This window comes from Rhodomicrobium vannielii ATCC 17100, assembly GCF_000166055.1.
In the GTDB taxonomy this organism is placed as follows: domain Bacteria; phylum Pseudomonadota; class Alphaproteobacteria; order Rhizobiales; family Rhodomicrobiaceae; genus Rhodomicrobium; species Rhodomicrobium vannielii.
This window is the reverse complement of sequence record NC_014664.1, coordinates 1,225,305-1,238,309: the sequence shown is the minus strand read 5'-3', so window position 1 is coordinate 1,238,309 and position 13,005 is coordinate 1,225,305. Positions and strand designations below refer to the sequence as shown.

Below are 13,005 nucleotides of genomic sequence, written 5' to 3'. Positions count from 1 at the left end.
TTTGGTTATGACGACGACACCCGCCCCGAAGCCCGCCGCAGCTGGCGGCCGCGCCGGAATGAAGAAAGAACTTCCCGAGAAGTTCAGGTCCTACAAGCACGTCTGGGTTTTCATCGAGCTTGAGCGCGGTCACGTGCATCCCGTCTCGTGGGAACTCATGGGCGAAGGCCGCAAGCTCGCCGACAAGCTCGGCGTGCAGCTCGCCGGCGTCGTGCTTGGCGGCGCTGGAGAAGACACCCGCCACGCCGTTCAGGAATGTTACGCCTACGGCGCGGACGTGGCCTATCTCGTGGAAAGCCCGGTTCTCGCGGACTACCGCAACGAGCCGTACACCCGCTGCATGACGGAACTGGTTAACAAGTTCCAGCCGGAAATCCTGCTTCTTGGCGCAACCACGCTCGGCCGCGATCTCGCGGGCTCGGTTGCGACGACGCTCGCGACCGGCCTCACGGCCGACTGCACGGAACTCGCGGTCGACGCCGATGGCTCCCTCGCCGCGACGCGCCCGACCTTCGGCGGCTCGCTTCTCTGCACGATCTACACGCTGAACTTCCGCCCGCAGATGGCGACCGTTCGGCCTCGCGTGTTCTCGATGCCGGAGCGCCTCGACGACAAGTCCGGCCCGGTCATCGAATATGAATTCACGATGATCGAGGACGAGATTGTCACGAAGCTTCTTCAGTTCATCCCCGACCGCGACTCGAACAAGTCGAACCTCGCCTATGCCGACGTGGTCGTCGCGGGCGGTCTCGGCCTCGGCAGCGCTGAAAATTATCAGCTCGTGAGGGATCTCGCGAAGGCTCTCGGCGCGGATTGGGGCGGCTCGCGTCCGCTCGTGCAGCGCGGCTGGATCCCGGCCGACCGCCAGATCGGCCAGACCGGCAAGACCATCCGTCCGAAACTCTACATCGCTGCGGGCATCTCCGGCGCGATCCAGCATCGCGTGGGTGTCGAAGGCGCGGACCTGATCCTCGCGATCAACACCGACAAGAACGCGCCGATCATGGACTTCGCGCATCTCGCCATCATTACCGACGCCGTCCGCTTCCTCCCCGCGCTCGCGAAGGAAGTCCGCCAGCGGATCGCCCCCAACACGCGCTCGCGCCTCGTCGGCTGATTGAGCGGAAAGGTTTCGAAGGAGAACTCGCATGCCCGCAGAAAAATTCGACGTTATCGTCGTGGGGGCCGGACCGGCCGGCAATTCCTGTGCTTACACTCTGGCGAAGCGCGGCCTGAAAGTGCTCCAGATCGAGCGCGGCGAATATCCGGGCTCGAAGAACGTGCAGGGCGCGATCATGTACGCGAACATGCTGGAGAAGATCATCCCGGATTTCCGGGACGATGCTCCGCTTGAGCGCCATTTGATCGAGCAGCGCCTCTGGTACATGGATGACTCCTCCTACACGGGTGTCCATTACCGCTCCGACGACTTCAACGAGGAAGCGCCGAACCGCTACACGATCATCCGTGCGCAGTTCGACAAGTGGTTCTCGAAGAAGGTGCAGGAGGCGGGCGCGCTCCTCATCCTTGAGACGACCGTCACCGATCTCTGCTTCTCGGGCGGCAAGGTGATCGGCGTGAAGACCGACCGCGCGGGCGGCACCATTCTCGCCGACGTGGTCGTGATGGCCGAAGGCGTGAACGGCGTGCTCGGCACGAAGGCGGGTCTGCGTCCGCGTCCGAAGCCGGACACGGTGGCGCTCGCGGTGAAGGAAATGCACTTCCTGCCGTCCGACGTGATCGAGAGCCGCTTCAACATCTCGGGCGACGAAGGCGTCGTCATCGAAGCCGCTGGCACCATCACCAGGGGCATGGCCGGCACGGGCTTCCTTTACACCAACAAGGAAAGCATCTCGATCGGCATCGGCTGCCTCGTCTCGGACTTCGCGCATACCGGGCTTGCGCCTTACGAACTGCTCGAAACCTTCAAGAAGCATCCGGCGGTGGCTCCGCTTATCGCGGGCGCGGAAGTGAAGGAATACGCAGCGCATCTCATCCCCGAAGGCGGCTACAACGCCGTGCCGCAACTCTTCGGTGACGGCTGGCTGATCGTCGGCGACGCGGGGCAGTTCGTGAACGCCGTCCATCGCGAAGGATCGAACCTCGCGATGACGACGGGCCGTATCGCCGCGGAAGCGATCTTCCAGATCAAGTCCCGCAAGGACAAGTTCTCGGCTGAGAACCTCTCCATCTATCAGAAGATGCTCGAAAGCTCCTTCGTCATGAAGGATCTCAAGAAGTACAAGCGCTTGCCCGATTTCATGCACGGCGCGCGCGATCGTCTCTTCGGCAGCTATCCCGAACTCGTGTCCAAGGCCGCGCAGAACTGGTTCCGCGTGGACGGCAAGGACAAGAAGAGCAAGGAAAAGGAAATCCTTCGTTCCTTCGTCAAGGCGCGCGGGGTGAGAGGTCTCGCCAGCGACGCCTGGAAGCTCGCAAGGTCGTGGCGCTAGGTCGGTCGGGAACAGGAAAGGAACACTGGAATGGCTGAGACACCAACGGTGCGAGTCGAAGAGAAGCTCTATCAGAACCGCTATCTCGTCGATGCCGGGCGCCCTCATATCGTGGTCGCGCCGCACGAGAAGCCGTCGAAGGAGCTTCTGCTCCTCGTCAAGCTTTGCCCCGCGCACTGCTATGACATAAACGGCAAGGGTCAGGTCGAGGTGAGCCCCGACGGCTGCCTCGAATGCGGCACCTGCCGCGTGCTGGCGGAAGGCTCGGGCGCGCTGACGTGGACGTATCCTCGCGGCGGCTACGGCATTCTGTTCAAGTTCGGCTAAGCTTCGGAAGCCAGACGCGGCGCTTTCGGGGGGTCTCCGAAAGCTGCCGGGCTTCCGGTTTGCGCGAGCGTCGTCATGCGCGGTGCCCGCCCGCAGAATTACTTGGGAACGCGACCGAAATTTCGATTATAATAGCGTCGCGTTCAGCGCATCGGCAGTTCAGGCCTGCCGAGCAGGCGCTTTCCGCAGATACACAAGGGGACTGATCATGGATTCCGTCGAGGAATTTCTCGCCTATTCCATCAAGCTCGAACAGGAAGCCACGCTTCGTTTCGCGCAACTCGCCGACGCCATGGACGGCGCTGGCAATCGTGAAGTGGGAAAGCTCTTTCGCCAGCTTTCTGACTATTCGCGTCTTCACATGGGCGACGCCATGGCCCGCGCCGGTTATCGCGACATCCCCAAGAAGGCACCGGGCGATTTCGAATGGCCGGACCTCGAAAGCCCCGAAGCGGCGGCGATCTGGGGAACGGACCCAATGATCGGTCGCGAGCAGGCGCTTGAAATCGCGCTCGACGCCGAGATGCGTGGCTATCAGTTCTACAAGCACGTCTACGACACGACGACCGACCCGGAGATCAAAGTCCTCGCGAAGGAGTTTGTCGCCGAGGAAGAAGAGCACGTCGCGGAGCTGAAGCGGTGGATGGCACTGCACAAGGCGGGCGAGACGCTTCCCGAGGAAACCAATCTCACGGCCCCGCATTGAGAACGGACCACCGTTCTCAGCACCGCGTTGAGAACGGACCACCCTTCTCGTTGCCATATCGAGAACAGGCTGCGCGACCGCCAAGGCAACGTAGCCTGGAATTGATCAAAAAATAATTTTTGCCCGCTTATGAGGCAATCTCCGCCTTAGCCGTTGTTACCGCTGCATTATTTCGCGTTTTTTCGCGAGATGGGCGGGTAGGCGGGCGGAGAATTGACTATTCTATGGACGCGACATTGTCGCATGCCATTGTTATAATAGCTTCAAACGTGAAACTACCAAGCAAGCTTGTGGGTTGGCCTTCGGCCCAGCCTCAGTTTGTCGGATGAGGTTATTTATGACATCTTCCGCACCGGCGGGCACCGTCACGGTTCCGGGAAGCGTGAGATACAGCGACACAGCGCTGAGCGGCATCTACGAGATCTCGAAGATCGTGACGTCGCCCTCAAGCCTGAGGGTGATGCTCAACAACGTCGTCTCGGTCATGAGTTCGTTCCTCGATATGAGGCTCTCGACGCTCATGCTGCTGGACAAGGCTGGCGATCCCGAGATCAAGGTGTCGGCATCGACGGAAGCCAGCATCGACTCAAACGAAGATGGCGATCTGCCGCTCGCCGTCATCGACCAGATCGTGGCTACCGCCTCGCCGCTGGTGGTGCAGAACTGCGCCCTTCACCCGTCGTTCGCCGGCTGGAAGCGCCTAGGCAGCGCCGGGCCGAATGTCGTGCAGACGTTCATCGGCGTGCCGATCCGCGTCGATGCGAAGGTGGTTGGTACGCTCGCCATCGAACGCGTGTGGCAAGGCAGCATGGATGTGCGCATCGATCACGATGTGCGCTTCCTAACCATGGTGGCGAACCTCGTCGGCCAGGCGCTGAAGCTGCATCGCGTCGTCGCCGAGGACCGCGAGCGCCTCATTCACGAGCAGCACCGCCTCGCCAAGGAACTGTCGAACATCAAGGCCAAGGCGCCGCCGCCGAAGATGACGGGCATCCTCGGCAAAAGCCGCGCGATCCGCGCGGTCACGGAGCGCATCGAACAGGTCGCGAAGTCCAACGCGCCGGTTCTCATTCGCGGCGAAACCGGCACCGGCAAGGAGCTTTTCGCCCGCGCGATCCACGAGCTTTCGCGCCGCAAGGGTAAGCCGTTCGTCAAGGTGAACTGCGCGGCGCTGCCCGAAGGCGTCATCGAGTCCGAACTTTTCGGGCACGAGAAGGGTGCGTTCACAGGCGCTGTCGGCCTTCGCAAGGGCCGCTTCGAACTGGCGGACGGGGGCACGATCTTCCTCGACGAGATCGGCGAAATCTCGCCCTCGTTCCAGGCAAAGCTTCTCCGCATCCTTCAGGAGGGCGAGTTCGAGCGCGTCGGCGGCCAGCATACGCTGAAGATCAATTTCCGCCTCGTCTGCGCCACGAACCGCGCGCTGGAACAGATGGTCGCCGATGGCAAATTCCGCGCCGACCTCTATTACCGTATCAACGTGGTGCCGCTCATGCTGCCGCCGTTGCGCGAGCGGCAAGGCGACATCCCCGAACTCGCTCAGCACTTCCTCAGCCGCTTCGCCGAAGAGAACGGCTATCAGTTGACCTTCGGCCCGGACGCGATGGATGTGCTGTGCAAGTGCTACTTCCCCGGCAATATCCGCGAACTGGAAAACTGCATTCGGCGCACCGCCGCGATGACGCTTGGCGACGAGATCCACGCCGCCGATTTTGCCTGTCAGCACGGACATTGCCTGTCGTCGATGCTGTGGAAAGGCCCGGCGAGCGGGGAGGTGACCTATATGCCGCCTCAGCAGCATCGCTTTACCGAGGGCAACAGCAGTCAGCCGCGCGCGAACCCGCCATCCGCTCCATCGCCCTACACGCCGCCCGCGCCGGAGCCGTTGGAAGGCCGGAACGGGAACGGGCACGCGCACGGAGCCTCGAACGGAAACGGCGCGACGCATAATGGCGCCTCGCAAAACGGCACGTCGCATAATGGTGCTTCGCACGGAAACGGCAGCGATGCGCATGAGGATGCCGATGGCGGCTATGCGCAACTCAGCAAGGACACGCTGATCAACGCGTTGGAAAAGACAGGCTGGGTTCAGGCGAAGGCCGCGCGCATCCTCGGCTTGACGCCGCGTCAGGTCGGTTACGCGCTCAAAAAGCACGGCATCGAGATGAAACGCTACTGATGCGGTTGAGGGAAACTCGATGACTGTCGCCTACGCCATATGCTCCGTGTCGGACATCCCGAACCGCCGCGGACGCGGTTTCGAGCTTGTGCGCGTCGTCGATGGCGCGGAAAAGCCGTGGCCCATTTTCGTCGTGCGCTGGGACAAGCAGGTGTTCGCCTATGTGAACCGCTGCCCGCACAACAACGTCAATCTCGATTGGGAAACCAACCAGTTTTTCGAGCCGGGAACGAAGAATATCGTTTGCGGTAAGCATGGCTCACTCTTCGAGCTAGCGTCGGGCAAATGCTTCGACGGGCCGTGCGTTGGAAAAGACCTCGAACCGGTGTCGGTTTGCGTGCTCGACGGCGATATCTGCGTCGTCGGTGTAGAGCTCGCCGAACTGCCCGACGAGGATGACGAGGAAGCCGCGCGCAGTGCGTCGCCGCCGTCGCCCTGAGCCGCTGGAGCACCCGGCGATGATTTCCAGTCCGCTTTAGCCGTTTAGTAGGCTACTGCGCTGGGCTTTGCGCGACCGGTTGGAGACATGTAGATTTCAGCATGTCGGGAGGCGTCCCTGACCGCTCGCTCGGAGCGCGGGTAATTTCGGCCCCAGCCCACATTTGGGCCGCAAGCAAGATCCTTCGATCATAAATAAACCTGAGAGGCAAAATGAGCGCGCGATTCATCGTGACGGGCACCGACACGGGCATCGGCAAGACCGTGTTCAGCGCAGCGCTTGGCGGTGCCCTCGACGCATTCTATTGGAAGCCGGTGCAATCGGGCCTTGAAGAAGAGACCGACAGCGACACCGTTCGCCGCCTATCCGGCCTCCCGCCGACGCGCATTCTGCCCGAGGCCTATCGCATGGCGCTGCCCGCCTCGCCGCATATCTCGGCGGCGCGCGAGGGCGTTACCATTGAGGCCGCGCGCCTCGAATTGCCGGAGGTCGACGGGCCGCTCGTCGTTGAAGGTGCGGGCGGGTTGCTCGCGCCGCTGGCGCCGGGGCTTCTCACCATCGACATTTTCGCGCGCATGGGCTTGCCGGTTATCCTTTGCGCGAGGACGGCGCTCGGCACGATCAACCACACGCTGCTCTCGCTCGAAGCGCTGGCGCGGCGCGGCATTCCCGTCCACGGCGTTGCTTTTCTTGGCGATCCGGCGGAAGAAGAGGAAGCGGCGGTGACGGCTTTCAGCGGCGCGCGCCGACTCGGGCGCTTGCCGCGCGTCGATCCGCTCGACGCGCCGACGCTTGCGCTCGCATTCCGGCAGAGCTTCGATCTCGACGCGTTCAGGTAGGACCAGCATGGGCGACATCATTTTTCTCACGGGACCGGTGCGGAGCGGCAAAAGCCGCCGCGCGGTCGACATCGCCGAAAGCTACGGCGACCGCGTTGCGTTTGTCGCCACCTACGCGCGCGATCCCGCCGACGCCGAAATGGCCGAGCGCGTGCGTCGCCATCAGGACGAGCGGCCCGCGACATGGCGCACGCTCGAAGCGCCCGACGACATCGTGGCGGCGCTTGCCGCACTCGATCCCGCGCCGTCCTGTGTGTTGATCGACAGCCTCGTGACGTGGCTCGCCTTCCGCACCGGCTTCGGCGGCCGCGAGGGCATGACCGACGATGCAATTCTCGCTGCCTGGAGCCGCGAGCTTGATGGGTTCCGCGCCGCGCCCTGGCCGACGGTAATAATCGGCGATGAGGTGGGCTGGAGCCTTGTGCCGATGGACGCCGACCTGCGCCGCTTCCGCGACCTCGCTGGCTTCCTCGGCCAGCGGACCGCAGCGGCGGCAAGCGAGGCGTGGCTCATGGTGGCGGGCTGCGGCGTCCGGCTGAAATAGAGACGAATTCACCGATCAGGTTTACTCAACCCGATCGGATCTGGAGAGCATAATCCGCAAAAGTGCCGCCGGTTTTGCGATAACGCTCATCCTCACAATAAACTTGGAGCGTTAGCTTTTGTCATCAAAAGCAACGCGCCAAGCCCGCCCCGTCGACCAAGAGTCAGTTACGACCGCGTGACGACGGTCTTCCACGGGCCGTCCGGCACCTCGTTTTCTTCAACGAAACGCCATTCGGTCTTGTCGTTGTCGGACATGCCGAGATATTGCGCGGCAGCGGGCGAGATATCGAGCCCGGCCTTCTCGCCTTCCTTGTTGCGAGGTTTGGCCGCCGAGCCGAAGACCCAGTCGAAATCGTCTTCGCCGAACGGACCAACATCCGCCCATTGCGCATAGACCGACTTGCCCTTGTAGCGCACTTCGACCCAGCGGTTTTTCGTGAGCGGCTTGCCCTCGCCGAAGCCGGGAATTTTCTTCGCCACGGGCTTCAACTTGCCGTTCTGGTCCACCTCGGCGAAGGGCAGCGCTATGTAGAACGGATTTTCCTTCGGTCTGAATCCGGCGGGCATGAAGCCCTTGCGATGTTTCGGGCTGTCGATCCCGCCGAAGCTCTTGAGCCAATGCGGGTCCCAGTAGCTGGCGTGATTGTGGATATGGCCATTGTCGTCGTTCGCGTCTTCGCCCACCCAAAAGACGGTCGTCATGGTCTTCTTGAAAGTGCTCATCGTCATGCCTTGCCCGGCGGCGGGATCGTGTGAGGCGTAAGCAGATACATGAGTACCAAGATAGCACGAAGTCGCAGCAAGCAGAACCGCGATCGCAAACCCGCGTTTCAGATTGTACATGAACAGTCCTCGAACATGGCTCCGTAATATTAGCCGCAAATTTGCGCTAAAATTCGCCGTATTTGTTCGTATATCCAATGTATACGAGAGGCGACCAAAGCCAGATTTACACTATGCGAGGCGTATAGCGTCGCAATACTTGTACGCAACCTTGTGACTCGCAAATCTGTCGAGATTTGGATTGCATCGGACTAATCGCCGCAACCGGCTTTTGTTCCGGGTGCTATCGCGCACGGAAAGTGTCGCGAGCCAAGCTTGCGCGAGGCTGGGTGTTTGCGGCGTTTTCAACGCTGAAATAGCTGTGGGATTGGAGGCGTTGTGAAAGGAATCGAGCGTTAACTATGCCGCCCATTTTTCCGCGTCGGCCCCGACAAGTGCGGCGAGCGGCGTGCGCGAGGCGACGGTTTCCGCCACAAGCGCCGCCTTGATGGCGGGCAGAAGCCCGGCGCCTTCATAGACGAGGCCGGTATAAAGCTGCACAAGCGATGCGCCCGCGCGGATTTTCGCCACCGCCGTCTTGCCGGAATCGACGCCGCCGACGCCGATCAGCGGCAGCCGCCCGCCCGTTTCGATGAAGCAGCGCGCGAGGAACCGCGTGGAGCGCGCAAACAGCGGCCGCCCGGACAGCCCGCCGGTTTCGCCGCGCCGCCGGTCGGTCAAGCCTTCGCGCGACAGCGTCGTGTTGGTGAGGATCGCGCCATCGACGCCGTGATCGGTGAGGCAGCGCATCGTCGGGGCGATGTCGTCGTCGTGCAGATCGGGCGCGAGTTTGACGAGCACCGGCACCACGCGGGTGAGCTTCGCGCGCGCATCCATCACCGCGTCGAGCAGCGCCGCGAGCTGGTCCGGTGCTTGCAGATCGCGCAGGCCCGGCGTGTTCGGCGAGGAAATGTTGATGGTGAGATACGCCGCCACCGGCCCGAAGGCGACGACGCCCGCGACATAATCCGCGATGCGGTCTTCGCTCGTCTTGTTCGCGCCGATGTTCACGCCGAGAAGCCCGCGCGGCGGATGTGCCGCAAGCCGCTTCAGCGCCGCCGCGTGGCCCTCGCTGTTAAAGCCGAAGCGGTTGATGACGCCGCGGTCGGCGATGAGCCGGAACGAGCGCGGGCGCGGATTGCCGGGCTGCGGCTTCGGCGTGATGGTGCCCGCCTCAACGAAGCCGAAGCCTATGGCGAACAGCGGATTGTAAACGCGCGCATCCTTGTCGTAGCCCGCCGCGACGCCGACCGGGTTCGGGAAGCGGAGGCCGAAGAGGTCGACGCCAAGGCGCGGATCGTCGGCTGCGGCGCGCGGATGGACGCCCGCTTCGAGCGCGCGCAGAGATGCCTCATGCGCCGTTTCGGGATCAAGGAGAAAAAGCCCCGCCTGCGCTGCCCGCCACAGGCTCACGACGCAAGATCTTTCGGGACCAGCGGCGCGCCATCCGGCCCGAGCGCGACGTCGGTTTCGCCGATGACAGCCGCGAACGGCAGCGGGGCATAAAGGTGCGGAAACGACTCGCCGCCGCGCGAAGCCTCGAAGCGGAGTTGGCCGGTTTCGGCGGCGTTTCTCGCGCTCGCCGTATCGAGCACGAGCGAGGGGAGGGCGGCAAGCATGTCCGCGTCCAACGCGACGAGCACGAGGTTCGGCACGCCCGTGAAATGGCGCCGCGCTGTCTCGGCCACCTGCGCTGCGGTCGAGAAGTGGATGAACCCATCGCGGCGATCCACGTCCGAGCCTGCAAAGATGCCGCCCGAACGCACGGCTTCCCATTCGCCGCGTGTCACGAGCTTGTAAATGATGCGCGGCCTGTCGGTCACCACTGCCTCCCGCTTACGCCCGCGTCGCAGCAAGCCGTTCCGCGATCAGCGCGCGCGTGTTGTCGATTCCGTAGGCCTTGATGAACGAGCCGAAGCGCGGCCCCGCGCTCTCGCCGAACAGCACCTCGTAAAGCGCCTTGAACCAGTCGCGCAAATTCTCGAACGGGTGCGACTTGCCGACCTCGTAGACGATGCCCTGCAAGGCTTCCGCGTCGAGCGATGCGTCGGCGGTCGCAAGGCGCTCGCTCAGGTCGAGCATCGCGGCGCGTTCGAGATCGCTTGGCGCGCGATACACCTTGAACGGCTTCTCTTGCTCATCGAAATAGCGGATCGCGAAGCCGATGAGCCGGTCGAGCTCGGGAAAGTCCTCCGCGTTCGCTTCGGGCGCATAGTTCTTCACGAATTGCCAGAGGATGTCCTTCGTGTGGGCGTTGGACGCGCTGACGAGGTTGAGCAGCAGCCCGAAGGTCAAGGGCACGCTATGCTGCGGCGGGGTGCCGCCATGGATGTGCCAGACGGCGTTTTCGATCTGCTTTTGCGGCGTTTCCTTATGAAATGCACCGAGCAGGGTGAAATATTCGTCCACCGCCTTCGGAATGACGTCGAAGTGAAGCCGCTTCGCCGTCTTCGGCTTCTGGAACATGTACAGCGAGAGGCTTTCCGGCGTGGCGTAGGCCAGCCACTCCTCCACCGCGATGCCATTGCCCTTCGACTTCGAAATCTTCTGGCCCTGATCGTCGAGGAACAGCTCGTAGTTGAAGCCCTCGGGCGGACGGCCGCCGAGCGCGCGCGCCACCTTCGACGAGAGCGTCACGCTGTCGATCAGATCCTTGCCCGCCATCTCGTAATCGACGCCGAGCGCGACCCAGCGCATGGCCCAATCGGCCTTCCACTGGCACTTCACATGCCCGCCGGTGACGAGCGTCTCGACGCGCTTGCCCGTGTCGGGGTCGGTGTAAACGATGGTTCCGGCGGCGAGGTCGCGCGCCTCGATCGGCACTTGCAGCACCTTGCCCGAGTTCGGCGAGATCGGCAGGAAGGGCGAATAGGTGGCGCGGCGATCCGGGCCAAGCGTCGGCAGGATGATCGCCATCACGTCATCATAGACGGCGAGCATGCGAAGCAGCGTCTCGTCGAACATGCCGGAGCGATAGCACTCCGTCGCCGAGAGGAACTCATACTGGAAGCCGAAGCTGTCGAGGAAGCTGCGCAGCCGGGCGTTGTTATGCGCGCCGAAGCTCGGATGCGTGCCGAACGGGTCGGGCACGGCGGTCAGCGGCTTTTCGAGCGCGGCTTGCAGAAGCTCCTGGTTCGGGACGTTCGTCGGCACCTTGCGAAGGCCGTCCATGTCGTCGGAGAAGCAGACGAGCCGCGTCTTCACGCCTGGCTTCAGCGCTTCGAGCGCGTGGCGCACCATCGACGTGCGCGCCACCTCGCCAAACGTGCCGATATGCGGCAGGCCGGACGGGCCGTAGCCCGTTTCGAACACGACCTCGCGCGCCGGGTCCGCCTTCTCAAGCCGTTTCAGCAGCTTGCGCGCCTCTTCAAAGGGCCATGCCTTGGAGTTGTGCGCAAGTTCGGCGAGGGTGTCGGCGGTGGTCATGGTGTCCGGATTTCGTGCTGACGGGATGTTTGCGGCAAAAGGTTGTCGGGCGGACTATGGAAAGCCGCGCCTGTTGCGTCAACCGCCATCGCATTGAACGGCTTCACCCCCCTTGATGCGGTGTGGCGAAAACGCGGCACAAGCGGGCCTGATCCATGGTTTCGAAGCGTTGAACTCGGCCGCGGGCGCGCCATCTTTAGGCCATGGCCGAGGACGATCCCATCCGCGAAACATGCGCCCCGCTCAGGCTCGAAGCGGTACTTTATGCCTTGAGCGATCCTGTGCGGCTGCACATCGTGCGAAACCTCTCCGAACGCGGCGAACTCGCCTGTTACGCGGCGGTGACGGGCCTCGATATCGCGAAGTCCACGCAATCCCATCACTACCGCGTGCTTCGCGAGGCGGGGATCATCGCGCAGCGGAAGGAAGGCGTGTGCTTCATCACGGCGCTTCGGCGCGGGGAAATCGACGCGCGCTTTCCTGGACTTCTCGACGCCGTGCTCAGGAATATGGATACCTGCGCCGCCGCGAGGTCTCATGCGGAGCAATGCGGATCAGCGCCGGCCGAGGGCGATCCGTACGGCTGAGGCGCCAGCTTGCCAGACGCATTTCGCCCGCAGAGCTAGCGGATGCCGACGAGCTTGTGCATCTGCATGGACAGCCGCCACGGCGGGTTCGCCATGCAATAGCGGATGGCCGCCTCGATGTTATCGCGATGCTGCGGGCCGTCCATCGGCTGAAGGAAAAAGTGCTCGAACTTCAGCCGCTCGAAGAGCTGTGGCAGCGCGCCGGTCTGCGGATAGACAAGCTTCAGTTCGTTGCCCTCGCGCTGGGCGAGCGGCACGCCCGCCTTCGGGCTGATGCAGATCCAGTCGAGGCCGCGCGGTGCCGGGCGCGTTCCATTCGACTCGATGGCCACGGTGAAGCCGCGCTTTTTCAGCGCATCGATCATCGGGGTGTCGAGTTGAAGCGTCGGCTCGCCGCCCGTGCAGACCACGTAGGGCGATGCGGTCTTGCCCTTCGTCAGCGAATTCCACATGCCGAGCACGATGTCGGCCAGTTGGTCGGCGGTCTCGAACTTGCCGCCATTCGGCCCGTCATAGCCGACGAAATCCGTATCGCAGAACCGGCAGAACGCCTTGCTCTTGTCCTTGTGCTGGCCGGTCCAGAGATTGCAGCCCGCGAAACGCAGGAAAACGGCCGCGCGGCCCACTTGCGCGCCTTCGCCTTGAAGCGTTGGAAAGATTTCCTTGACCGTGTACATGCCG

14 protein-coding genes are annotated in these 13,005 nt (G+C 63.1%); 9 read left to right on the top strand and 5 right to left on the bottom strand.

What is annotated here, in order from left to right:
- Nucleotides 1–7 precede the first annotated feature (7 nt).
- The 8 genes from RVAN_RS05660 (at nucleotide 8) to RVAN_RS05625 (ending at nucleotide 7,487) form a co-directional block, all read left to right on the top strand.
- The gene (locus RVAN_RS05660; protein WP_013418799.1) at nucleotides 8–1,117 is read left to right on the top strand and encodes an electron transfer flavoprotein subunit alpha/FixB family protein; all 1,110 of its coding nucleotides are present in this window, start codon (nucleotides 8–10) and stop codon (nucleotides 1,115–1,117) included.
- 31 nt (nucleotides 1,118–1,148) lie between these two features.
- Nucleotides 1,149–2,453 carry an FAD-dependent oxidoreductase gene (locus RVAN_RS05655; protein WP_013418798.1) on the top strand — a complete coding sequence of 435 codons (1,305 nt, stop codon included), beginning with the start codon at nucleotides 1,149–1,151 and terminating at the stop codon, nucleotides 2,451–2,453.
- Nucleotides 2,454–2,483: 30 nt separating this feature from the next.
- Complete coding sequence (locus tag RVAN_RS05650) at nucleotides 2,484–2,780, top strand: ferredoxin family protein (RefSeq protein WP_013418797.1); 297 nt, start codon at nucleotides 2,484–2,486, stop codon at nucleotides 2,778–2,780.
- A gap of 208 nt (nucleotides 2,781–2,988) precedes the next feature.
- Nucleotides 2,989–3,486, top strand: coding sequence for a ferritin-like domain-containing protein (locus RVAN_RS05645; protein WP_013418796.1), 498 nt, complete (start codon nucleotides 2,989–2,991; stop codon nucleotides 3,484–3,486).
- Between the two features lie 337 nt (nucleotides 3,487–3,823).
- Nucleotides 3,824–5,665, top strand: coding sequence for a nif-specific transcriptional activator NifA (nifA, locus tag RVAN_RS05640; protein WP_013418795.1), 1,842 nt, complete (start codon nucleotides 3,824–3,826; stop codon nucleotides 5,663–5,665).
- Nucleotides 5,666–5,684: 19 nt separating this feature from the next.
- On the top strand, nucleotides 5,685–6,104 hold the full coding sequence (locus RVAN_RS05635; RefSeq protein WP_013418794.1) for a Rieske (2Fe-2S) protein: 420 nt from the start codon (nucleotides 5,685–5,687) through the stop codon (nucleotides 6,102–6,104).
- Nucleotides 6,105–6,316: 212 nt separating this feature from the next.
- Entirely contained in the window at nucleotides 6,317–6,943 is a 627-nt protein-coding gene (bioD, locus tag RVAN_RS05630) for a dethiobiotin synthase (RefSeq protein WP_013418793.1), read from the top strand.
- 7 nt (nucleotides 6,944–6,950) lie between these two features.
- Nucleotides 6,951–7,487 carry a bifunctional adenosylcobinamide kinase/adenosylcobinamide-phosphate guanylyltransferase gene (locus tag RVAN_RS05625; protein ID WP_013418792.1) on the top strand — a complete coding sequence of 179 codons (537 nt, stop codon included), beginning with the start codon at nucleotides 6,951–6,953 and terminating at the stop codon, nucleotides 7,485–7,487.
- Between the two features lie 167 nt (nucleotides 7,488–7,654).
- Here RVAN_RS05625 and RVAN_RS05620 read toward each other — a convergent pair whose 3' ends face one another.
- From RVAN_RS05620 to RVAN_RS05605, 4 genes are all read right to left on the bottom strand, one after another.
- Nucleotides 7,655–8,212 (bottom strand): hypothetical protein, encoded by a 558-nt coding sequence (locus RVAN_RS05620; RefSeq protein WP_169309519.1) that lies wholly within the window; start codon nucleotides 8,210–8,212, stop codon nucleotides 7,655–7,657.
- A gap of 459 nt (nucleotides 8,213–8,671) precedes the next feature.
- Nucleotides 8,672–9,724, bottom strand: a complete 1,053-nt coding sequence (locus tag RVAN_RS05615) for a quinone-dependent dihydroorotate dehydrogenase (RefSeq protein WP_013418790.1) — start codon at nucleotides 9,722–9,724, stop codon at nucleotides 8,672–8,674.
- Nucleotides 9,721–10,134: a DUF952 domain-containing protein gene (locus tag RVAN_RS20035; protein ID WP_013418789.1), complete on the bottom strand. Its 414-nt coding sequence runs from the start codon at nucleotides 10,132–10,134 to the stop codon at nucleotides 9,721–9,723. The genes RVAN_RS05615 and RVAN_RS20035 overlap by 4 nt, the downstream gene beginning before the upstream one ends.
- Before the next feature lie 13 nt (nucleotides 10,135–10,147).
- On the bottom strand, nucleotides 10,148–11,737 hold the full coding sequence (locus RVAN_RS05605; RefSeq protein WP_013418788.1) for a lysine--tRNA ligase: 1,590 nt from the start codon (nucleotides 11,735–11,737) through the stop codon (nucleotides 10,148–10,150).
- Between the two features lie 203 nt (nucleotides 11,738–11,940).
- On the opposite strand from RVAN_RS05605, the gene RVAN_RS05600 reads away from it, so the two are divergent.
- Nucleotides 11,941–12,324, top strand: coding sequence for an ArsR/SmtB family transcription factor (locus RVAN_RS05600; RefSeq protein ID WP_013418787.1), 384 nt, complete (start codon nucleotides 11,941–11,943; stop codon nucleotides 12,322–12,324).
- 35 nt (nucleotides 12,325–12,359) lie between these two features.
- Here the strand turns inward: RVAN_RS05600 and queE are convergent, their stop codons facing one another.
- Entirely contained in the window at nucleotides 12,360–13,001 is a 642-nt protein-coding gene (gene queE / locus RVAN_RS05595) for a 7-carboxy-7-deazaguanine synthase (RefSeq protein ID WP_013418786.1), read from the bottom strand.
- Nucleotides 13,002–13,005 lie beyond the last annotated feature (4 nt).